Consider the following 19,981-nt stretch of genomic DNA (forward strand, 5'->3'; position numbering starts at 1 on the left):
TACATCGGTTAATCTCTATCGACTCCTTGTCAGTGCCGCGCCGGGGCCCTACCGTACATCGATGTAAGTCGATGCACAGCCCTGGCGACCACCCGTCGCCCGCTCCCCGTCACCCGGCGACCCCGGGTGCCCCCGACGTGAAGGAGTTCCCGATGCGCATCCGCTCCCTGCTCGCCACCATCGGCGTCGCCATGGTCGGCGTCCTCGGCGCCGCGTCCGGCGCAGCCGCCGCCCCCGTCGGCCCGTACATCATCGGAGGTGGCACCGTCTCCTCCGCGCCCTGGGCCGCCGCGGTGTTCAGCAACGGCTCGTTCACCTGCTCCGGCAGCGTCATTGCGTCCCAGTGGGTGCTCACCGCCCGGCACTGCATCAGCGGCAGCATGTCCGTCCGGGTCGGCAGCGTCTACTACGCCTCGGGCGGCACCACCCGCACCGTGAGCACCACCTACACCCGCTACGACCTCGCGCTGATGCGGCTCTCCAGCCCGGTGACCACCTCCACCGTGTCGCTGGCCAGCAGCAACCCGCCCATCGGGTCGACCAACTCGATCTACGGCTGGGGCATGACCTGCTACAGCGGCTGCAACCCGTCCAGCCAGCTCAAGACCGCCACCGTCCAGGTGACCAGCAACAGCGCCTCCGACGCGTACGGCGGGCAGGCCATCCGCAGCTCCCGGATCAACGGGAACGCCTGGCGGGGCGACTCGGGCGGCCCGCAGTTCTACAACGGCCAGCAGGTCGGCGTGGCCTCCACCGCCGACGGCGTGAGCATCCAGAATTACGGCAGCGTCGCGTACAACCGGTCCTGGATCACCTCGGTGGCCGGTGTCTGACACTTAGCGCCGGTCGCGGCGCGGATGGTCGGTGACGTGCCGACCGTCCGCGCCGCCTCGTTTCGCAGCATCCGATCAGGTGAACAAGGCACACGTTCGGGCCGCCGACCGGCTGACAGCATCGGAAACGTGCTGGTCGTGACGACGGATCAACTGCCCGGCTACGAGATCCGCCAGATCCTCGGCGAAGTGGTCTCCTCCATGGCGAGGACCCGGAACCCGTACCGCGAGGGGGTCAAGAACCTGCGCGGTGGCGCCTACGACCCGATGGCGCCGGACAACCTCACCCGCTGGCGTACCGACTCGGTGGCCCGGCTCGGCGAGGAGGCCCGCCGGCTCGGCGCGAACGCGGTGATCGGCATGCGCTTCGACAGCCGGGACTGCGGCGAGATGTGGATGGAGATCTGCGCGTACGGCACGGCGGTGATCGTCGTACCCAAGATGCCGGACGTCATGCCGCCCGACCAGCCCATGGTCGCGGCCGACACCGCCCACGAGCCGGAGATCGCCTCGGCCCCCGGTGGCATCGCCGAACCGGCGAGCGCCCCCAACCTCTCCTCCGCCGCCGAAACCCCCACCCCCAAATCCCCCTGACCCCCGCCCCCGCCGGGCCTGCCGGGGTCGATCATGAGGTTAGCGGCGGTGCCAGAGATCCACTTCGCCGCCAACCTCATGATCAACCAGGCTCGGGTGGGGTGGGTGGGTGGGTCAGAGGATGGGGGGTGGGGAGTAGGCGGCCGCGTCGGGGTGGGACTGGACGATCTTGGCGATGCGGGCGGTGACCCGGTCGACCTGGGTGCCTGCGGCGCCGACGAAGGCGTTGCGGTCGGCGACCAGGGCGTCGATCTCCGCGCGGGTCAGGCCGAGGCGCCCGTCCGCGGCGAGACGGTCGAAGAGGTCGTTCTCGGCCGCGCCCTTCTCCCGCATGGCCAGCGCCACCGCGACCGCGTGCTCCTTGATCACCTCGTGCGCGACCTCCCGGCCGACGCCGCGCCGGACCGCCGCGACCAGGATCTTGGTGGTGGCCAGGAACGGCAGGAAGCGCTCCAGCTCCCGGTTGATCACCGCCGGGTACGGGCCGAACTCGTCCAGCACGGTGAGGAAGGTCTGGAACAGCCCGTCGGCGGCGAAGAACGCGTCCGGCAGGGCCACCCGGCGGACCACCGAGCAGGAGACGTCCCCCTCGTTCCACTGGTCGCCGGCCAGCTCGCCGACCATCGACAGGTAACCGCGGATGATCACGGCGAAGCCGTTCACCCGCTCCGACGAGCGGGTGTTCATCTTGTGCGGCATCGCGCTGGAGCCCACCTGGCCGGGCTTGAAGCCCTCGGTGACCAGCTCCTGGCCGACCATCAGCCGGATCGTGGTGGCCAGCGACGACGGCGCGGCGGCCACCTGGGCCAGTGCGGAGAGCACGTCGAAGTCCAGCGAACGCGGGTAGACCTGGCCGACGCTGTCCAGCACCCGGCTGAACCCGAGGTGCTCGGCGACCCGGCGCTCCAGCTCGGCCACCTTGTCGGCGTCGCCGTCGAAGAGGTCGAGCTGGTCGGCGGCCGTGCCCACCGGCCCCTTGATGCCGCGCAGCGGGTACCGACCGATCAGGTCATCCAGCCGCTCGTACGCGATCAACAGCTCCTCGGCGGCCGAGGCGAAGCGCTTGCCCAGCGTGGTGGCCTGCGCGGCGACGTTGTGCGACCGGCCGGTCATCACCAGGCCGGAGTACTCGTGGGCGTGCCAGGCGAGCCGGACCAGGGTGGCGACCACCCGGTCCCGGATCAGCTCGAGCGAGGCGCGGATCTGGAGCTGCTCGACGTTCTCGGTGAGATCCCGGGAGGTCATCCCCTTGTGCACGTGCTCGTGCCCGGCGAGCGCGCTGAACTCCTCGATCCGGGCCTTCACGTCGTGCCGGGTGACCCGCTCCCGCTCCGCGATCGAGGCCAGGTCGACGTCGTCAATGACCCGCTCGTACGCCTCGACCACCCCGTCCGGCACCGGCACGCCGAGGTCCCGCTGGGCCTTGAGTACGGCGAGCCAGAGCCGCCGCTCCATGCGGACCTTCTCCTCGGGCGACCAGAGGGCGACCAGCTCGGGCGAGGCGTACCGGTTGGCGAGCACGTTCGGGATCGTCGTCACGTACCTCAGTCTCCCATGACCGCGGCGGCGGCCCCGAGGAGGAAGTCGGCCGCTCAGACGCCGGACGGTCCGGAGGTCGCCGGCCGGCGGCGTGCCCACCACCCACCGGCGACCTCCCGGCCGGCTAACCGAAACGGTCGGTGAGGTTGACTGCCGGATCCAACGCGACGGCCTGCTGCTGCGCGGCGGTCAGGGGAAGCTTCCCCTTCTCGCCGGCGGTGAGGCTCACCGCTAGCCAGACGCCGTCCCGACGCAACACGTGGACGGTCCGCTCCGCCTTCGCCCCAGAACCGTCGGTGGTGATGCGGTACCGCTCCCCGGCGGGACCGGTACCTGCCTCGCACGTGTGGGTCCTGGTGCTCGCGTCGCAGGTCAGGTCACCGGCGGTGCCCGGACCCCGCCGGTGGATCCGCACCGAGAGGGTCCCGGACACGCCGTCCACCAGGACCCGCCCCTGGCCCGCGTAGCTGTCCGTGGTGCTCTCGCTGCTCCAGAAAGCGCCCAGGTCGCCCGGGGTCATGGCGGCTCCCCTCCCCTGGGCCCCCGTGACACCGGGCACGTGTCGCTGCAACGAGGCGAGTACCACGCTGTCGAGCCACCTCCGGCGGGCCTCTGTGTTGCCCTGCAGCGGCTGCGCGGCCTGCCCGGCGACCGCCGAATCCAGGGCCAACGCGGCCAACTGCGCGATGGAGAGCGGGGGATCCTCGTCCTCACCCCGAATGCGCACGATGATCGTCACCCCGTCGGACCGCTGCACCTGCACGCTGCTCGACACGGCAATCCCGGACGGCTTCAGATCCGGTCCGAGCGCCGGGTTGCGGGCCGACAGGGTCATGATCTTCTCGCCGGCCGGTCCGGTCGTGACGGCACACCCGCTCGTCCTGAGCGCCTCGGCGGTGCACGCCCCGAGCGGCCCCCAGTCGTCGGTGATCTGCACGGACAGCACGCCCATCCGGTCGCCCGACCGGACCCTCCCGTGCCCGTGGTAGCCGTCCGGGGTGTAACCACTGAGGCTCGGGCCGGAGAACCAGACCGCTCCCTCACCCTCCGGCGCGCCACGCCTGGGTGCCCAGTCCAGGTCCGGTGCCACCCGGCCCACCGCTTCGAAGATGGCCAGGTCCATCGCGGTGAACGAGGCACCCGACGACGGTGCCGGGGTGCGTACCGGCGGGTTCGTCGGACTCGGCACCGCCGGCACGCCGGCTCGGGGCCGACCGGTGACGGCGGTCGTGCCGACGAGGACGACACCGACGGCCGCCGCGGCCAGGGCCGCCACGCCGACGCGCCGGAGCCGCCGGGCGCGGCGCTGCCGGGCGATGACCCGGTCCATGTCGATGGAGGTGGGCGGGATCTCGCCGACCGCCTCACGGAACATCGTCCGGTAGCTCATGCGCCCTCTCCCTTCACCGCGGAATCCAACGTCGCCAGCAGACGCAGGCTCTCCAGCCCGCGGGCCGCCTGGCTCTTCACCGTGCCGGTGCTGACGCCCAAGGTCCGCGCCGTCTCCTCGACCGAGAAGTCGCACCAGAACCGCAGGACGACCACCGCCCGCCGGCGCGGCGGCAACTGGGCCAGCAGGTCGAGCAGATGTTCCCGGTCGGCCAGCGCGGCTTCGGGGAACGCCACGTCCGCCCGATCGGGCACGTCGTCGGTGCTGCGTTCCCGCCGCCACGGCCGGCGCCGCTCGTCCAACCACGCGTTGGTGAGCATCCCCCGGACGTACGCGTCGACGTTCTCCATCGGGCGGACGCGGCGCCAGTGCCGGTAGAGCTTGCCGATCGTGATGGACACCAGGTCGTCGGCGGTGTGCCAGTCACGGCAGAGCAGGTACGCCGTGATCCGTAGCGACTCCAGGCGGGCGGTCACGAACTGCCGGTACTCGTCTTCGTCAGCGCGGTTCACCGCGCCCGACCTCTCGTCCGTTTCATGCCTGGGGAACGGTACGAAGTGGCGACGGGGTTGCTCGCCAAGCTGGAAATCGCGATGCCCTGTAGCCGCCGGAACGCGGGTTACGTCACACCTGGGTGATCTCGTGCACGGTGGCGGTCACCACGAGGGTCTTCTTCTGCGTGCCGTGGGCGTTGCGGACCGTCAGCAGGTAGGTGTGCTTCTGCACGTCGCCCTCGGCGCCGGAGCAGGGGAAGTTCAGGGTCTCGCTGCCCGTGGGCGGGTAGTTGTCGGCGTACACGCCGGGGCCGTCGACGGAGAGGGCGACCGAATCGACGTTGCTGGTCTTCCACTCCACGACGACCGGGGTGCCCGCGACCGGATCGGCGTTGGTGCCCGCCGGGCAGGAGGGCTTCTGGGCGACCCGGAAGTAGGTAATCGTCGGGCCGGCCGGCTTCGGGGCGCTCGTCGTCGGCCTGCTGCCGGGCTGCCCGCCGTTGCTCTTGGTGCCGCCGCCCGTCGACCCGCTGCCGGTCGTACCGTCTCCCGTGGGCTCCGCGGAGGTTGTCGGGGCGCCGCTCGCGGGCGCGGTGGACGCCGCCGCGTCGCCGGGGGCCTCGGTCACCGAGGTCGTGGCGGTGGACTCCGTGGCGTTGCCGGTGGCCGCACATCCGGCGGCCAGCACGGCAGCCAGTGCGACGACGGTGGTACGGAGCAGGGCTTGACCGGGCATGACCACTCCCTCGCGGGTGCCGCCGCCGGTGACGTCCGGGCGGGCTGGCGTCCACGGTAGGGACGGCCGGCAACCCGGATAGGGTGATCACACTCCTGAGTCGACAAACAGGATTGGGGAAGCGTGTCCAGACTTACCGGCAAGGTCGCCCTGGTCACCGGCGGGAGCCGTGGTATCGGTGCCGCCGTCGTGCGCCGCCTGGCCGAGGACGGCGCCCACGTCGCGTTCACCTACCGCGAGGCGGGGGACAGCGCGAAGCTCGTGGTCGCCGACGTCGAGGCGTACGGCCGCACCGGCCTGGCGATCCAGGCCGACAGCACAGACGCGACGGCGGTGGTCGGGGCGGTCGAGCAGACCGTCGCCGAACTGGGCCGGCTGGACATCCTGGTGAACAACGCCGGGGTGTTCTCGTACGGACCGATCGAGGAGGTCGGCCTCGACGACCTCGACCGGGCTATTGCCGTGCACGTTCGCGGGGTGTTCCTGGCCACCCAGGCGGCGGTACGCCACATGGGCACCGGCGGGCGGATCGTCAACATCGGCAGCAGCTTCGCCAGCCGCGTCCCGGCCCCCGGGGTGAGCGTCTACGCCATGACCAAGAGCGCGGTCAACGGCCTCACCCGGGCCCTCGCCCGGGAACTCGGCCCGCGCGGGATCACCGTCAACGTGCTCCTGCCCGGTTCCACCGACACCGACATGAACCCGGCGGACAGCGCCGGCGCCGACGCACAGCGGGAACACATCGCCCTCGGCCGGTACGGGACGCCCGCCGACGTGGCGGCGACGGTCAGCCACCTGGTGGGCGACGGCGGGCGGCACATCACCGGCGCGTCGATCGCCATCGACGGCGGCGGCACCGCCTGATCCGGTTGCAGATCCGGCCCGGCGCCGCGGGCAGGAGTCGCCGGGCCGGACGAGGAGCCGGGGCGGGCGGCGGATCGGCCCGCCCCGGTCTGCTCACTACTTCACTGCGCCAGGGCGATCGCCGGGTCGAACGCGATGGCCTGCTGCTGCGCCGGGGTCAGCGGGAAGTTCCCCCTGTCGCCGATGAGGTTCACCCAGAGCCAGGAGCCGTCCGCGCGCCGGACGTCGACCGTCCGCTCGGCCGAGCTGCCCCCGATGGTGACAGTGCGGTACTTCTCGCCGTGCGGCCCGGTTCCGGCCTTGCAGGTGTACATCTTGGTGTTCTTCCCGCAGGTCAGGCTGCCCAGGCCCGGGTCGGTCCGCCAGATCTGCACCGAGAAGAGCCCGGTCGCCTTGTCGGCCCGGAGCCGCCCCTGTCCCCAGTACTCGTCGGCGGTGTTCTTCCCGCCGCCGTCCGTCCAGACCGAGGCCAGGTCGGTCGGGGTATCGGAGGCACCGCCCGCGCCCTTGACCCCGGGTGCCTGCTTGCGCAGCGCGGCGAATATCGCGTTGTCGATCCGCTTCTGCTGCGGGGAAGGCTGCCGCGGGGACGCCGATGGCGACGCCGGTGGGGTCAGACGCACACCGGGCGGGAGCGGGGCCAACACGAGGCCGGGGTCGAGACCGACGGCGGTCAACTGCTCGGCGGTAAGCGCAAATCCGCCCGTCGACGCCGCACTTTCCAGCAACACCGATACGAGGCTGTCGTCCGGCCGGTGGACGAGCAGGTAGCGATTGTCTCGGATGTGTCGCCGACCACTCGATGCCTGCTCCACCCGCGACATGTTCATCAGTGTGATCCGCTCGCCGTTCGGGCCAACGCTCTCCCGGCAGGTCTGGTTCACCTCGGGCCGCTCGACACAGGGCGCCTCGCGGGACCGGTCGCCCTGCTGGCGGTTGATAAAGATCGAGAGATGCGCCTTGACTCCGTTCACCGTGATGGTGCCGTACCCGCGGTAGGAGGCGACACCGTTCGAAGGGTCTTCACCGCCGTTCCGCGGATCATTGGCGTGGCGCAAGGGCGACCCCTCGGTGGCGTTGATGCCCCAGGTCACGCCAGGCACCGCCCGCTCCACCGCCGCCTTCACCGCGCCGTCCAGGCGCGCCACGTCCTCCGGGGTGCCCGCCACGGTGGTGATCCGGGGCCGCTCGGCGGGGGCCGGCTGCCGCCCGACCGACGGCAGCCCGAGGGCCGCCGTGGCGGTCACCCCCAGCACCGCTGCCGCCGCGCCACCGCACACCCCCCAGCGGCGCAGCCTGCGGTTACGGCGCTGCCGCATGATCACCTGATCGACGTCGATCGTCGAGACCGGCGAGTCGCCGATCGCCTCGTCCAGAAACTCCCGGTAGCTCATGCCCACTCCTCCACGGATCGGCCCGACGCGCTGGTGGCGAGGACGCGGAGCATCTCGAGGCCGCGGGCCGCCTGGCTCTTCACCGTGCCGGGGCTGATCCCCAACGCCTCGGCGGTCTCCTCTACGGACAGGTCGCAGTAGAAGCGCAGCACGATCACCGCCCGCCGCCGCGGCGGCAGCTCCCCCAGCAGTTCAAGCAGGGCCTGCCGGTCGACCAGGGCCGTCTGCGGCAACGCCAGATCGACCTGGTCCGGCACCTCGTCCGTCGCCTGCTCGCGCCGCCAGGGCCGGCGCCGCTCGTCCAGCCAGGCGTTGGTCAGCACACCCCGCACGTACGCGTCGACGTTGTCCGCCGCGCGGACCCGGCGCCAGTGCCGGTAGAGCTTGCCGATGGTGATGGAGACCAGGTCGTCGGCGGTGTGCCAGTCGCGGCAGAGCAGGTACGCCGTGCGGCGCAACGCCTCCAGCCGGGCAACCACGAACTGCCGGTATTCGTCCTCGTCGGCCCGGTTCACGATCCGGGGCCCCTAGTTCGCCTCATGCCCAGGTGACGGAGGGATGGTGGGCGCGGGTTGCCCGGGACGGGATCAGGACGGGGCAGGCTCAACGCTCCAGGATCGCCGTCACGCCCTGCCCGCCGGCGGCGCAGATGGAGATCAGGCCCCGACCGCTCCCCTTCTGGTCGAGGAGCTTGGCCAGGGTGGCCACGATCCGGCCGCCGGTGGCCGCGAACGGGTGCCCGGCGGCCAGCGAGGAGCCGTTGACGTTGAGCTTGTCCCGGTCGATCGACCCGAGCGGCGCGTCCAGGCCCAGCCGCTCCTTGCCGAACTCCGGCGACTCCCAGGCGGCCAGGGTGGCCAGCACCTGCGCGGCGAACGCCTCGTGGATCTCGTAGAAGTCGAAATCCTGCAGGGTGAGGCCGGCCCGGGCCAGCATCCGGGGCACCGCGTACACGGGGGCCATCAGCAGCCCCTCGTCGCCGTGCACGAAGTCGACCGCGGCGGTCTCGGACCAGGAGAACCAGGCCAGCACCGGCAGGTGGTGCTCGCGCGCCCACTCCTCGGAGGCCAGCAGCACCGTCGACGCGCCGTCGGTGAGCGGGGAGGAGTTGCCGGCGGTCATGGTGGCCCGCTCGGCGTCCGGGCCCTTCGTGCCGAAGACCGGCTTCAGCGAGCCGAGCTTCTCCAGGCTGGTGTCCGGGCGGAGGTTCTGGTCCCGGGTGAGCCCGAGGTAGGGGGTCATCAGATCGTCGAAGAACCCCTTGTCGTACGCGGCGGCGAGCCGCCGGTGCGAGCGGAGCGCCAGCTCGTCCTGGGCCTGCCGGTCGATGTTCCACCGCAGCGCCGTCCGCGCCGCGTGCTCCCCCATGGACAGCCCGGTACGCGGCTCCGCGTTGCGCGGGATCTCCGGCTTGAACGGCTGGAGCGGGCGGAGCTTGGCGGCGACCTTCAGCCGCTCGCCGACGGTCCGGGCGGAGTTGAGCGCGAGCAGCGTACGGCGCAGGTCCTCGTTGAGGGCCAGCGGCGCGTCCGAGGTGGTGTCGACACCACCGGCGATGCCGACCTCGAGCTGCCCCAGGGCGATCTTGTTGGCGACCAGGATGGCGGCTTCGAGTCCGGTGCCGCAGGCCTGCTGGATGTCGTACGCCGGGGTGTGCGGGTCGAGCCGGGAGCCGAGCACCACCTCGCGGGTGAGGTTGAAGTCGCGGGAGTGCTTGAGCACCGCGCCGGCGACCACCTCGCCGACCCGCTGCCCGGCCAGGCCGAAGCGGGCGACCAGGCCGTCGAGCGCCGCGCCGAGCAGATCGGCGTTGGACGCGTGCGCGTAGCGCGAGTTGGACCGGGCGAAGGGGATGCGGTTGCCGCCGATCACCGCGACCCGCCGGACACTCTGCATGATCGGCCTCCTCGATTCGGTTGCCCGTACCCTACTCGCCAGTAGGCTACGCCGCGCGGCGGCCACGGCGCGAGTCCTGGGCCGCCGGCCCGGTTCCAGGCGGACGACCAGCGCCGGCATGGCAGGGGTTGCGTCCAACCTACTCGCCAGTAGGCTACGGGCATGAGCGACCGCTACGCGAGCTTCGTCCACACGGGGGCCGGCCGCACCCTGGTCAAGCGCCTCGGGCTGCCCGACCCGCCCCGACTGCGCCGGCACACTCCGGGCGACCCGCTCGTTCCCGGGCCGGTCCTGCTCGGCTCGTCGACCGGTGGCCGGCTCGCCGAACCGATCGGCAAGATCCTGGCCGCCGCCGGGGTCGAGCTGCCCGACCCAGCCGCCGCCACCGACGCCACCTCGCGCTTCGCCGCCCTGGTGTACGACGCGACCGGTCTCACCGACTCGTCCGAACTGCGCCAGCTCTACGACTTCTTCCACCCGCACGCCCGGGCCCTGCTTCCCTGCGGCCGGGTGATCGTGCTGGGCACCCCGCCGGCCGAGTGCGACTCGCCCCGCGAGGCGACCGCCCAGCGCGCCCTGGAGGGGCTGACCCGCAGCATCGGCAAGGAGTTCGGCCGGGGCGTCACCGCGCAGCTCGCGTACGTCACGAGGCACGGTGACGCCGGCACCCCGGTCAGCCTGGAGTCCACGCTGCGCTTCCTGCTGTCGGGCCGCTCCGCGTACGTCTCCGGGCAGGTGATCCGGGTCGGCGCTGGCGCGGCCACCCCGCCGGCCGACTGGGACCGGCCGCTGGACGGCCAGGTGGTCCTGGTCACCGGGGCGGCCCGGGGCATCGGCGCGGCACTGGCGCGGGTGCTCGCCCGGGACGGCGCCCGGGTAGTGGCGCTGGACATCCCCGCTGCCGGGGACGAGCTGGCCACCGTCGCCAACGAGGTCGGCGGCAGCGCGGTGCAGCTCGACCTGACCGCGGCGGACGCGCCGACCCGGCTGGCCGAGCACCTGGCGAGTCGGCACGGCCGGGTCGACGTGGTGGTGCACAACGCCGGCATCACCCGGGACCGGACGCTCGGCCGGATGGACGCCGACCGCTGGGACTCGGTGATCGACGTGAACCTGTCCAGCCAGGAGCGGATCAACGACCTGCTGCTGGAGCGCGACCTGATCCCGGCCGGCGGCCGGATCGTCTCGGTCTCCTCGATCGCCGGCATCGCCGGCAACCGGGGGCAGACCAACTACGCGACCAGCAAGGCCGGCGTGATCGGCCTGGTCGACTCGCTCGCCCCGGTGCTGCGCGAACGCGGGATCAGCCTCAACGCGGTCGCGCCCGGGTTCATCGAGACCCGGCTGACCGCTCGGATCCCGTTGCTGATCCGGGAAGCGGGCCGCCGGATGAACAGCATGGCCCAGGGCGGACTGCCGGTGGACGTGGCCGAGACGATCGGCTGGCTCGCGTGGCCGGCGACCGGCGCGGTCAGCGGCAACGTGGTCCGCGTCTGCGGCCAGAGCCTGCTGGGGGCGTGATGGCGCGGCGCAAGCAGCGGCGGCCGGAGGAGCCGGTCGAGGAGCTGTCGGTACACGAGTTGATCGAGGGCCCGACCCAGGACCTCACCGCGGCCCGGGCCGCCGTGGCGGGGGCGGCCGGCGAGCCGCGCCCGTCCGCCGACGAGACGCAGGACCTCTCCGGCGCGGCCGCCGAGGTCACCCGGGACCTGTCGGCCGTCGCCGGGGCGGCGGTCGCGCCAGCGACCGTCGGCACCGCGGGGCGCGTCCGCATCGACCTGCCTCGGATGCCGGCGGCTGGCGTGCTCTACCGGCGGGCCCTGCTCGGCGCCCTGCCCGGGATGGGCGGCCGGCGCGGCCAGGAGCTGCCCGAGGTGGAACTCGGCGTGGGCGGGGTGACCGTGGACCGGGCGCACCTGGCCGACTACGACCGGGTCTGCGGCTTCCGGCTCACCGACCGGCTGCCGGCGACGTACGTGCACGTGCTGGGCTTCCCGCTGGCGCTGCGGCTGATGACCGCGGCGGAGTTCCCGATCCCGCTGACCGGGGTGGTGCACGTGGCGAACCGGATCACCGTGCACCGGCCGATCGAGGCCGGCGAGACCCTGGACTTCCACACGTACGCCGAGAACCTGCGCCCGCACGAGCGGGGCCGGCAGCTCGACGTGGTGCTGGTCGGCTCGGTCGACGGCACGGAGGTCTGGCGGGGCGTCTCGACGTACCTCGGGAAGGAGCGGAAGGCGGGCGGCGGCCCGCGACGCGACCGGGGTGACCGCCCGGACCTGCCGGCCACCGCGGCGCACTGGCGGGTGACCCCCCGGGTGGGCAGCGACTACGCCCGGGTCTCCGGCGACCACAACCCGATCCACACCTCGGTGCTCGGGGCACGCCTGTTCGGTTTCCCCCGCCCGATCGCGCACGGCATGTGGAGCAAGGCCCACTGCCTGGCCGCGCTGGAGAGCCGGCTGCCGGAGGCGTACTCGGTGAACGTGGCGTTCAAGCTGCCGGTGCCGCTGCCGTCCACGGTGGCCTTCAGCGCCACCGCGACCGGCGGGACCTGGGATTTCGCCCTGCACGACGCGCGGTCCGGCGGGCCGCAGCTGGTGGGCACCGTCCGCTGACCCCAAACCGGACGGCCCGACCGCAGCGGACAAGGTGACCGGTAAGGAAGGGCCTTCTCACCGGTGGGTGCGGGGCCGGCAGGGCAGCGGGCGCGGGGACGTGATCCGGTGACTCGGCCCGCCGGCCCGTCCGGCGGCACCAGCATGAGGGCATGGGGGACGTGCTCGACCTGCTGCGCCAGACGGCGACCTCGCCGTGGGCGTACCTGGTGATCTTCGTGGTCACCGCGATCGACGCGTTCTTCCCGCTGCTGCCCGGCGAGACGGTGGTGATCACCGCCGCGGTCTTCGCGGCGGACGGGGAACCCGCCCTGGTCGCGCTGATCGTGGCCGCCGCGCTCGGCGCGCTCGCCGGCGACCACCTCTCGTACGCCATCGGGCGCGGCGGCGGCGCGCACCGGCTGGCCCGGCTGCCCGCCGACAGCCGGCGACGGGCGAGCTCCGAGTGGGCCCGCCGGGCGGTCGACCGGCGCGGCGGGCTCATCCTGACCACCGCCCGCTACGTCCCGGGCGGCCGGACGGCGGTCACCCTGACCATGGGCGCGGTCCGCTACCCGCTCCGCTGTTTCCTGATGTACGACCTGCTCGCCTGCGCCGCCTGGGCGCTCTACTGCGGGCTGCTCGGCTACTTCGGCGGGCTGACCTTCAAGCAGAACCCGATCGAGGGCCTGCTGCTCGGGGTGGGTCTGTCGCTCGTGGCCACCGGAGTGTTCGAAGCTGTCCGCTGGGCCCGCCGCCGGTCCCGGTCCCGCGCCGCCACCCGCCGCTGAGCCCGCCCCGGCCTCACAGCAGATCGGCATCGTGGACCAGGATGGCGAGCTGCACCCGGTTGCTCGCCCCGAGCTTGGCCAGGGCCCGGCTGACGTACGCCTTGACGGTGCCCTCGCTCATCCCGAGTCGTCGGGCCACGTCGGCGTTCGCGTCTCCCCGAGCCACCTCCCGGACGACCGCCGCCTCCCGGTCGGTCAGCCGGGCCAGCCGCTGCCGGGCGGCCTCCCGCCGGCCCGGGCCACGTTCGGCGAAGGAGTTGATCAGCCGCCGGGTCACCGCCGGGGCGAGCATGGCGTTGCCGGCGGCGACGGTCCGCACGGCTGCGGCGAGTTCCCCCGGCGGCGTGTCCTTCAGCAGAAAGCCGACCGCCCCGGCACGCAGCGCCTCGTGCACGTACTCGTCCAGGTCGAAGGTGGTCAGCATGACGACCTTGGGGCCCTTCGCGACGATCCGCGGCGCAGCCGCCAGCCCGTCGGTGCCGGGCATGCGGACGTCCAGCAGCACCACGTCGGGTCGCAGCCGGATGGCTGCGACCAGCGCCTCGTCGCCGTCGGCGGCCTCGCCGACCACCGCGATGTCCGGCGCCGCATCGAGGATCAGCCGCAGGCCTGCACGGACCAGTTGCTCGTCGTCAGCGATCAGGGTACGGATCAAGACCCCACCTCCGTCGGGATGAGCGCCCGAAGCACAAATCCTCCGTCCGCCCCAGGGCCGGCCGCCAACCGCCCGCCGACCAGTTCGACCCGCTCCCGCAGCCCGACCAGACCGAGCCCCGCGCCGGGCAGGGCGGGACCGCGCCGGGCCGAAGGGCCGTTACGGACGCTGACCTCGACCCCGTCGGGCAGGTGGCACAGGCGGACAGTGACCTCGGCATTCGGGGCGTGCTTGCGGGCGTTGGTCAGCCCTTCCTGCACCACCCGGTACGCGGTCCGCGCGACGGCACCCGGCACCGGCCGCGGCGTCCCCTCGTCCTGGCGATGTACCTCGAGGCCAGCTTCACGCGACTCCCCGACCAATTCGTCGATCGCGTCCAGACCGGCGGGCGGGGGCGTGGAGGTTACGCTGAGCGGCGCGCCGTCAGCGGCCGGCGGCGGCTGACGCAGCACGCCGAGCACGTCCCGCAGGTCGGCCAACGCCGAACGGCCGGTGGACCGGATCAGGGCGGCCGCCTCGATCGTGGCGGGCTCGGCTGCGGTCACCTCCAGCGCGCCGGCGTGCACCACCATCAGTGAGACCCGGTGCGCCACCACGTCGTGCATCTCCCGGGCGATCCGGGCCCGCTCCTCGGCCCGGGCCCGGTCGGCTCGCGCCTCCTGCTCGCGTTCCAGCCGCTCGGCGCGGTCCCGCAGGGCGGCCAGGGTGTCCCGCCGCGCCTGGATCCACAGCCCGGCGACCAGCGGGAAGATCACCAGCCAGGCGAAGAGCGCCAGCGCGTTCGCCGGGGTACCGGTGCTCAGCCGGCGTTCCCCGCCAATCGCCGCGCCGATCACCGCCCCCGCCAAGAGGACGAGCGCGGCGCCGAGCACGTAGCCGGCGAGCCGGCGACCGCGCAGGCGCACGCCGGCCCGCCAGGATGCGACGACCGCGGCCGGCCACGCGGCCAGCACGAGCCAGCCGACGGCCGCCATGGTGACCAGCGGCCACCGGCGGGACCCGAGGACGGCGGCGCCCGAGGCCAGCGCGATGCCGAGAGTGTGCACCTGGGGCAGCGGCGAGCGGAGGCCAAGCGCCCCGGTCGCCGAGGCCCAGGTGCCGGCAGCCACCAGCACGGCGAGCAGGAGGGGCGCGTACCGCTCGGCCCGCCGGAGCAGGGCGGCGCGGGAGGTCACCTCGCAAGCCTAGGCGGGCGGCGGGCTGTGGTGGAGTTCCGCGGGGCAGCTCCGGGGAGGGCTGGGTGCCGACCCTGAGAACGCCTCGGGGTATGACGCGACGAAAGTGACCCCCGCCGGCCGACCGACGGCAGATGGCCCGCACGGGCGGCGCGACCAGCATCGGAGCCATGGATTCGGTGCTCGATCTGCTCCACCAGACGATGTCCTCACCCTGGGTCTACCTGGCGCTCTTCGCGATCGCGGTGGTCGACGGCTTCTTCCCGGCGGTGCCGAGTGAAACCGCGGTGATCACCGCCGGGGTCTTCGCCGCGACCGGCCAGCCCGACCTGCCGCTGGTGATCGTGGTGGCCGGCTGCGGCGCGCTCGTCGGGGATCACATCTCGTACGCCATCGGCCGCCACGCCGGTGGGCGGTTGCTGGCGACCGTGCCGGGCCGCGACACCGCATCCGACGCGCCGCACCGTCGTAGGCGGGGTCGCCGGCGGGCAGCGCTGGAGTGGGCCCGGCGCGCCATCGCGGTCCGCGGCGGCCTGCTCCTGATCGTGGCCCGTTACATCCCCGGTGGACGCACCGCCGTCACCCTCACCATGGGGGCGACCCGGTTCTCCCGGCGGCGGTTCCTCGCCTTCGACGCGCTAGCCGCCGCCTCCTGGGGCGTCTACTCGGCGCTCGTCGGCTACCTGGGCGGGCTCGCCTTCGAGCGGGATCCCGTACGCGGCCTGCTGCTCGGGCTGGGGATCGCACTGGCCGTGACCCTGGTCGTGGAGACGGTGCGTTGGGTACGTGGCCGCGGGCGAGTGCCCGCCGACGCGCCGGTCAGTCGGCCGGCGGGTGCCAGGTGACGCCGCGCAGCAGGCGGTCGGCGCCGAGCCAGGCGACGTTCATCATCCGGGTGGCGGTCTTCTCCGGGTCCGCCTCCGGGTGGTCGGCGAGCCAGTCGGCCAGCGACTCGCTCGCCCCGACCAGGGCGTACGCGACCACCTCCAGGTCGGTGCCGCGCACCTCGCGCCCCTTCGCGCGCAGCGCGTGGTCGAGCATGCCGGCGACCACCTCGACCAGCCGGCCGCGCATGGTGGCCACCTCGGCGGCGAACGGCCGCTCGCCGCGGGCCTGCCGGTAGAGCACCGCCCAGCCGTCGCGGTGCGCGCCGACGAAGCCGAAGAAGGCGCGCAGCCCGCGCCAGAGCCGTTCGTCGGCGGGCAGGTCGGGGGCGGCGGCCCCGGCGATGGCCTCCATCAACCGGGTGCCCTCCCGATGCAGGCAGGCGACGAAGAGTTCTTCCTTCGTGCCGAGATACGCGTACACCATCGGCTTGGAGATGCCGGCGTCTTCGGCGATCTCGTCCATGCTGGCCGCGTGAAAACCCCTGCGTGAGAACACCTTGACCGCCGCGTCCAGCATCTGCTGTTCGCGTACGGCCCGGGGCAGGCGCTTGAAGGTCGGGCTGGACACTCTTGCGAGCATACCTACTCGTGCGTAGGGTTACGGCTGAGTAACCAAAGTCGGCCCGCTCCGGAAGGTGCAAACCCCCATGACTGACTTCGACCCGGCCAATTTCGCGAACGTCGGCCCGAAGGAGTTCGCGCAGCTGGTCAAGTCCACCCCTGACGACAAGATCGCCGAGGTCATGTCCGGCGACCTGCGCGGCAAGATCCTCAGCGCGGTCTTCGAGCGGATGCCGAGCCTGTTCCGGGCCGACCGTGCCGGCTCCACCAACGCGGTCATCCACTGGAACGTCACCGGGCGCCCTGACGGCGGCACCGACACCTACGAGATCGTCATCGAGAACGGCACCTGCGCCGTCTCCGACACCCCGCAGCGGGACCCGAAGCTCAGCCTCACCATGGGCCCGGTCGAGTTCCTGAAGATCGTCTCCGGTGGCGGCAACCCGGTCATGATGTTCATGACCGGCAAGCTGAAGGCCAAGGGCGACCTGGGCCTCGCCGCCAACATCGCCAACCTGTTCGACATCCCGAAGGCCTGAAGTGGTGGAGTTCTCGCTCGACCTGAACGAGGAACAGCGGGACCTCCGCGACTGGGTGCACGGCTTCGCGGCCGAGGTTGTGCGCCCGGCCGCGGCCGAGTGGGACGCCCGCGAGGAGACGCCCTGGCCGATCATCCAGGAGGCGGCGAAGGTCGGCCTGTACGGCTTCGAGTTCCTCGCCACCTGCTGGGCCGACCCCACCGGGCTCTCGCTGCCGATCGCCAGCGAGGAACTGTTCTGGGGCGACGCCGGCATCGGGCTGGGCATCTTCGGCACCTCGCTGGCCGTCGCCGCCATCTATGGCGCGGGCACACCCGACCAGCTCGTCGAATGGGTGCCGCAGTGCTTCGGTGACGTCGACCAGCCCGCGGTCGCCGCGTTCTGCACCACCGAGCCGGAGGCCGGCTCCGACGTCGGGTCGATGCGCACCCGGGCCGTCTACCAGGAGGCCACCGACGAGTGGGTGCTGAGCGGGCAGAAGGCGTACGCCACCAACGGCGGGATCGCCGGGGTGCACGTGGTCACCGCCTCGGTCGACCCCGAGCTGGGCTCGCGGGGGCAGGCCGCATTCGTCGTACCGCCGGGCACGCCGGGGCTCAACGCCACCCGCAAGCTGCGCAAGCTCGGGCTGCGCGCGTCCCACACCGCCGACGTCTTCCTCGACGACGTCCGGGTGCCGGGGCGCTGCCTGCTCGGCGGCAAGGAGGCGCTCGACGAGCGGTTGGCCCGGGCCCGCTCCGGGCAGCGCGCCTCCGGCCAGGCGGCGATGCGCACCTTCGAACTGTCCCGCCCGACCGTCGGCGCGCAGGCGCTCGGCGTGGCCCGCGCCGCGTACGAGTACGCCCTCGACTACGCCAAGAACCGGGTCCAGTTCGGCCGCCCGATCATCGAGAACCAGGCGGTCGCGTTCGCGCTCGCCGACATGAAGATGGAGATCGACGCAGCGCGGCTGCTGGTCTGGCGGGCCTCCTGGATGGGCCGCAACAACCGGCCGTTCACCGCGGGCGAGGGCTCGATGTCCAAGCTCAAGGCCGGCGAGGTGGCCGTCTCGGTCACCGAGAAGGCGGTCCAGCTCCTCGGCGGGGCCGGCTTCCTGCGGGACCACCCGGTGGAGCGGTGGTACCGGGACGCCAAGATCTACACCATCTTCGAAGGAACCTCCGAGATCCAGCGCCTGGTCATCTCCCGGGCCATCTCCGGGATGCAGCTCCGCTGATCGCCGGCGGACCCCGATCCGGCCCGCGACGACCGACCGCTGTGCCGAGCGGCACGCCGTCGCGGGTCGGGCCGCCGGTCTCCGGCACAGGCGGCCCAGGCGCTCCGGCGGTGATCACCCCGGCTGGGCGCCGCGCCGCCACGGTACCTGATCGAGAGGAGGGTTGCCCCGTGGACCTGCCGTTCGTCGTCGCCACGCTGACCCGACGCGGCCTGCTCAACCCGGGCCGGCCGATCCGGGTCGCCACCCAACTAGGCGCGCTGCGGAAATGGGGCTGGAGCCTCGCCGGTGAGCTGCGCCAGGCCGCCGCCCGCGACCCCGGGCGCACCGCGATCGTCGACGAGCACGGCGCCACGCTGACGTACCAGGAGCTGCTGGACCGGACGGAACGGCTGGCCCGGTCGATGCGGGCCGGGTTCGGCGTACGGGCCGGCGACCGGATCGGCGTGCTCTGCCGCAACCACCACGGGCTGGTCGAGACGGTCGTCGCGTCGATGCTGCTCGGCGCGGACGCCGTACTGGTGAACACCGGACTCTCCGCGGCGCAGCTCGCCACCGTGGCGGAGGAGCAGGCGCTGCGGGTGCTGGTGCACGACGCCGAGTTCGCCGAGCGCATCCTCGGCCTCCCCGCCGACGTGCACCGGGTCGACGAGCGCGCCCGGGACGACCTGATCGCCGGGGCCCTGCCCGGGGAACAGCTCCAGCCGCCGGAGCGGGACGGGCGGACCATCGTCCTCACCTCCGGCACCACCGGCGCGCCCAAGGGCGCCCGCCGGCCCACGCCGAACGGCTTCGGCCCCCTGGTCTCCATCATCGACCGGATCCCGCTGCACGCCCGGGACACCGTGATGATCGCCGCGCCGCTCTTCCACACCTGGGGGTACGCCGCCCTCCAGGTGGCGTTCGCCATGCGCGCCACCATCGTGCTGCACCGCCGCTTCGACCCGGCAGCCACGCTGGCCGCCCTGGTGGCGCAGTCCTGCGACGCACTGTTCGCCGTACCGGTGATGCTGCAACGACTGATGGAGGTGCCGGCGCCGGACCCCCGGCCGCCGCTGAAGGTGGTCGCGGTCAGCGGCTCCGCCCTCCCCGGCGGGCTGGCCACCGCGTTCATGGACCGCTACGGCGATGTCCTGCACAACCTCTACGGCTCGACCGAGGTCTCCTGGGCGTCCATCGCCGGCCCGGCCGACCTGCGTGCGGCGCCCAACAGTGCCGGCCGCCCGCCGCACGGCACCCGGCTGGCGATCCTCGACGACGCCGGCGAGCCGGTCGGGGAGGGGCAGGTCGGGCGGATCTTCGTGGGCAACGAGATGCTCTTCGAGGGCTATACCTCGGGGGCCAGCCGGGAGCGCCGCGACGGCCTGCTGGACACCGGCGACCTGGGCCGGCTCGACGACGGGCTGCTCTTCGTCGACGGGCGGGCCGACGACATGATCGTCTCCGGGGGCGAGAACGTCTTCCCCGCCGAGGTCGAGGACCTGATCGCCCGGCTGCCGCAGGTCCGCGAGGTCGCGGTGATCGGCGTACCGGACGCCGAGTACGGCCAGCGGCTCGCCGCGTTCCTGGCCCTGTACCCCGGCGAAACCCTCGACCCGGAGGCGGTCCGCGAGTACGTGCGGCACTACCTGGCCCGCTACTCGGTGCCCCGGGACGTGGTCTTCGTGAAATACCTGCCGCGCAACGCCACCGGCAAGGTGCTCGCCCGCGAGCTACGCCGCTACTACGGCTGAGTCAAGGGGCCAAAAGGGACCTACTGCCCTGGGAGGGCGGGATGGTACGTTCCATCCGCCGGCGGTCCCCGGCAGGTCCGTTCA

General features: G+C 72.9%; 20 protein-coding genes. 10 read left to right on the forward strand and 10 right to left on the reverse strand.

Annotated elements, in window-relative coordinates; translation table 11 throughout:
• The first annotated feature begins 152 nt into the window (after nucleotides 1–152).
• Together ACGF4F_RS18930 and ACGF4F_RS18935 are read left to right on the forward strand one after the other, a co-directional pair.
• Complete coding sequence (locus ACGF4F_RS18930) at nucleotides 153–833, forward strand: DUF1986 domain-containing protein (protein WP_357434589.1); 681 nt, start codon at nucleotides 153–155, stop codon at nucleotides 831–833.
• A 24-nt stretch (nucleotides 834–857) separates the two neighbouring features.
• Complete coding sequence (locus ACGF4F_RS18935) at nucleotides 858–1,427, forward strand: YbjQ family protein (RefSeq protein WP_393078819.1); 570 nt, start codon at nucleotides 858–860, stop codon at nucleotides 1,425–1,427.
• A gap of 114 nt (nucleotides 1,428–1,541) precedes the next feature.
• Here the strand turns inward: ACGF4F_RS18935 and purB are convergent, their stop codons facing one another.
• The 4 genes from purB to ACGF4F_RS18955 all read right to left on the reverse strand — a co-directional run bounded on the left by purB (nucleotide 1,542) and on the right by ACGF4F_RS18955 (nucleotide 5,586).
• The gene (gene purB / locus ACGF4F_RS18940) at nucleotides 1,542–2,966 is read right to left on the reverse strand and encodes an adenylosuccinate lyase (RefSeq protein WP_393078822.1); all 1,425 of its coding nucleotides are present in this window, start codon (nucleotides 2,964–2,966) and stop codon (nucleotides 1,542–1,544) included.
• 124 nt (nucleotides 2,967–3,090) lie between these two features.
• The gene (locus ACGF4F_RS18945) at nucleotides 3,091–4,356 is read right to left on the reverse strand and encodes a hypothetical protein (RefSeq protein ID WP_393078825.1); all 1,266 of its coding nucleotides are present in this window, start codon (nucleotides 4,354–4,356) and stop codon (nucleotides 3,091–3,093) included.
• On the reverse strand, nucleotides 4,353–4,868 hold the full coding sequence (locus tag ACGF4F_RS18950) for a SigE family RNA polymerase sigma factor (RefSeq protein ID WP_357434585.1): 516 nt from the start codon (nucleotides 4,866–4,868) through the stop codon (nucleotides 4,353–4,355). The genes ACGF4F_RS18945 and ACGF4F_RS18950 overlap by 4 nt, the downstream gene beginning before the upstream one ends.
• A gap of 112 nt (nucleotides 4,869–4,980) precedes the next feature.
• The gene (locus ACGF4F_RS18955; RefSeq protein WP_393078829.1) at nucleotides 4,981–5,586 is read right to left on the reverse strand and encodes a hypothetical protein; all 606 of its coding nucleotides are present in this window, start codon (nucleotides 5,584–5,586) and stop codon (nucleotides 4,981–4,983) included.
• A gap of 123 nt (nucleotides 5,587–5,709) precedes the next feature.
• On the opposite strand from ACGF4F_RS18955, the gene ACGF4F_RS18960 reads away from it, so the two are divergent.
• On the forward strand, nucleotides 5,710–6,450 hold the full coding sequence (locus tag ACGF4F_RS18960) for an SDR family NAD(P)-dependent oxidoreductase (RefSeq protein ID WP_393078832.1): 741 nt from the start codon (nucleotides 5,710–5,712) through the stop codon (nucleotides 6,448–6,450).
• 101 nt (nucleotides 6,451–6,551) lie between these two features.
• On the opposite strand, the gene ACGF4F_RS18965 is transcribed toward ACGF4F_RS18960, so the two are convergent.
• From ACGF4F_RS18965 to ACGF4F_RS18975, 3 genes are all read right to left on the reverse strand, one after another.
• On the reverse strand, nucleotides 6,552–7,844 hold the full coding sequence (locus ACGF4F_RS18965; protein ID WP_393078835.1) for a hypothetical protein: 1,293 nt from the start codon (nucleotides 7,842–7,844) through the stop codon (nucleotides 6,552–6,554).
• A complete protein-coding gene (locus tag ACGF4F_RS18970; protein WP_393078838.1) occupies nucleotides 7,841–8,359 on the reverse strand; it encodes a SigE family RNA polymerase sigma factor in 519 nt (172 codons plus the stop codon). The genes ACGF4F_RS18965 and ACGF4F_RS18970 overlap by 4 nt, the downstream gene beginning before the upstream one ends.
• Before the next feature lie 88 nt (nucleotides 8,360–8,447).
• Nucleotides 8,448–9,740 (reverse strand): acetyl-CoA C-acetyltransferase, encoded by a 1,293-nt coding sequence (locus ACGF4F_RS18975; protein ID WP_393078841.1) that lies wholly within the window; start codon nucleotides 9,738–9,740, stop codon nucleotides 8,448–8,450.
• Between the two features lie 162 nt (nucleotides 9,741–9,902).
• Between ACGF4F_RS18975 and ACGF4F_RS18980 the strand changes: the two genes are divergently transcribed.
• The 3 genes from ACGF4F_RS18980 to ACGF4F_RS18990 all read left to right on the forward strand — a co-directional run bounded on the left by ACGF4F_RS18980 (nucleotide 9,903) and on the right by ACGF4F_RS18990 (nucleotide 13,131).
• Complete coding sequence (locus ACGF4F_RS18980; protein WP_357434579.1) at nucleotides 9,903–11,261, forward strand: 3-oxoacyl-ACP reductase; 1,359 nt, start codon at nucleotides 9,903–9,905, stop codon at nucleotides 11,259–11,261.
• Nucleotides 11,262–11,527: 266 nt separating this feature from the next.
• Complete coding sequence (locus ACGF4F_RS18985) at nucleotides 11,528–12,361, forward strand: MaoC/PaaZ C-terminal domain-containing protein (protein WP_357434776.1); 834 nt, start codon at nucleotides 11,528–11,530, stop codon at nucleotides 12,359–12,361.
• 152 nt (nucleotides 12,362–12,513) lie between these two features.
• A complete protein-coding gene (locus tag ACGF4F_RS18990) occupies nucleotides 12,514–13,131 on the forward strand; it encodes a DedA family protein (protein ID WP_357434578.1) in 618 nt (205 codons plus the stop codon).
• A 13-nt stretch (nucleotides 13,132–13,144) separates the two neighbouring features.
• Here the strand turns inward: ACGF4F_RS18990 and ACGF4F_RS18995 are convergent, their stop codons facing one another.
• Together ACGF4F_RS18995 and ACGF4F_RS19000 are read right to left on the reverse strand one after the other, a co-directional pair.
• The gene (locus ACGF4F_RS18995; RefSeq protein ID WP_393078847.1) at nucleotides 13,145–13,786 is read right to left on the reverse strand and encodes a response regulator; all 642 of its coding nucleotides are present in this window, start codon (nucleotides 13,784–13,786) and stop codon (nucleotides 13,145–13,147) included.
• The gene (locus tag ACGF4F_RS19000) at nucleotides 13,783–14,961 is read right to left on the reverse strand and encodes a sensor histidine kinase (RefSeq protein WP_393078850.1); all 1,179 of its coding nucleotides are present in this window, start codon (nucleotides 14,959–14,961) and stop codon (nucleotides 13,783–13,785) included. Before ACGF4F_RS19000 ends, ACGF4F_RS18995 begins: the two co-directional genes overlap by 4 nt.
• A 170-nt stretch (nucleotides 14,962–15,131) precedes the next feature.
• Here ACGF4F_RS19000 and ACGF4F_RS19005 point away from each other — a divergent pair, with 170 nt between their 5' ends.
• Nucleotides 15,132–15,806, forward strand: coding sequence for a DedA family protein (locus ACGF4F_RS19005; RefSeq protein ID WP_357434575.1), 675 nt, complete (start codon nucleotides 15,132–15,134; stop codon nucleotides 15,804–15,806).
• On the opposite strand, the gene ACGF4F_RS19010 is transcribed toward ACGF4F_RS19005, so the two are convergent.
• On the reverse strand, nucleotides 15,781–16,428 hold the full coding sequence (locus ACGF4F_RS19010) for a TetR/AcrR family transcriptional regulator (protein ID WP_357434574.1): 648 nt from the start codon (nucleotides 16,426–16,428) through the stop codon (nucleotides 15,781–15,783). The two genes, ACGF4F_RS19005 and ACGF4F_RS19010, sit on opposite strands and share 26 nt — an antisense overlap.
• A gap of 67 nt (nucleotides 16,429–16,495) precedes the next feature.
• On the opposite strand from ACGF4F_RS19010, the gene ACGF4F_RS19015 reads away from it, so the two are divergent.
• The 3 genes from ACGF4F_RS19015 to ACGF4F_RS19025 all read left to right on the forward strand — a co-directional run bounded on the left by ACGF4F_RS19015 (nucleotide 16,496) and on the right by ACGF4F_RS19025 (nucleotide 19,897).
• The gene (locus ACGF4F_RS19015; protein ID WP_357434573.1) at nucleotides 16,496–16,948 is read left to right on the forward strand and encodes an SCP2 sterol-binding domain-containing protein; all 453 of its coding nucleotides are present in this window, start codon (nucleotides 16,496–16,498) and stop codon (nucleotides 16,946–16,948) included.
• 1 nt (nucleotide 16,949) lies between these two features.
• A complete protein-coding gene (locus ACGF4F_RS19020; RefSeq protein WP_357434572.1) occupies nucleotides 16,950–18,164 on the forward strand; it encodes an acyl-CoA dehydrogenase family protein in 1,215 nt (404 codons plus the stop codon).
• 170 nt (nucleotides 18,165–18,334) lie between these two features.
• Nucleotides 18,335–19,897 (forward strand): AMP-binding protein, encoded by a 1,563-nt coding sequence (locus ACGF4F_RS19025; protein ID WP_393078855.1) that lies wholly within the window; start codon nucleotides 18,335–18,337, stop codon nucleotides 19,895–19,897.
• The last annotated feature ends 84 nt before the right edge of the window (nucleotides 19,898–19,981 follow it).

It is taken from the genome of Micromonospora sp. NPDC047740 (genome assembly GCF_043204735.1).
Lineage (GTDB): Bacteria > Actinomycetota > Actinomycetes > Mycobacteriales > Micromonosporaceae > Micromonospora.

Coding starts and splice junctions, on each gene's coding strand:
- ACGF4F_RS18930 (WP_357434589.1), top strand. CDS start 153: ATGCGCATCCGCTCCCTGCTCGCCACCATCGGCGTCGCCATGGTCGGC.
- ACGF4F_RS18935 (WP_393078819.1), top strand. CDS start 858: ATGGTCGGTGACGTGCCGACCGTCCGCGCCGCCTCGTTTCGCAGCATC.
- ACGF4F_RS18945 (WP_393078825.1), bottom strand. CDS start 4,356: ATGAGCTACCGGACGATGTTCCGTGAGGCGGTCGGCGAGATCCCGCCC.
- ACGF4F_RS18955 (WP_393078829.1), bottom strand. CDS start 5,586: ATGCCCGGTCAAGCCCTGCTCCGTACCACCGTCGTCGCACTGGCTGCC.
- ACGF4F_RS18965 (WP_393078835.1), bottom strand. CDS start 7,844: ATGAGCTACCGGGAGTTTCTGGACGAGGCGATCGGCGACTCGCCGGTC.
- ACGF4F_RS18975 (WP_393078841.1), bottom strand. CDS start 9,740: ATGCAGAGTGTCCGGCGGGTCGCGGTGATCGGCGGCAACCGCATCCCC.
- ACGF4F_RS18980 (WP_357434579.1), top strand. CDS start 9,903: ATGAGCGACCGCTACGCGAGCTTCGTCCACACGGGGGCCGGCCGCACC.
- ACGF4F_RS18985 (WP_357434776.1), top strand. CDS start 11,528: ATGCCGGCGGCTGGCGTGCTCTACCGGCGGGCCCTGCTCGGCGCCCTG.
- ACGF4F_RS18990 (WP_357434578.1), top strand. CDS start 12,514: ATGGGGGACGTGCTCGACCTGCTGCGCCAGACGGCGACCTCGCCGTGG.
- ACGF4F_RS19005 (WP_357434575.1), top strand. CDS start 15,132: ATGGATTCGGTGCTCGATCTGCTCCACCAGACGATGTCCTCACCCTGG.
- ACGF4F_RS19010 (WP_357434574.1), bottom strand. CDS start 16,428: ATGCTCGCAAGAGTGTCCAGCCCGACCTTCAAGCGCCTGCCCCGGGCC.
- ACGF4F_RS19015 (WP_357434573.1), top strand. CDS start 16,496: ATGACTGACTTCGACCCGGCCAATTTCGCGAACGTCGGCCCGAAGGAG.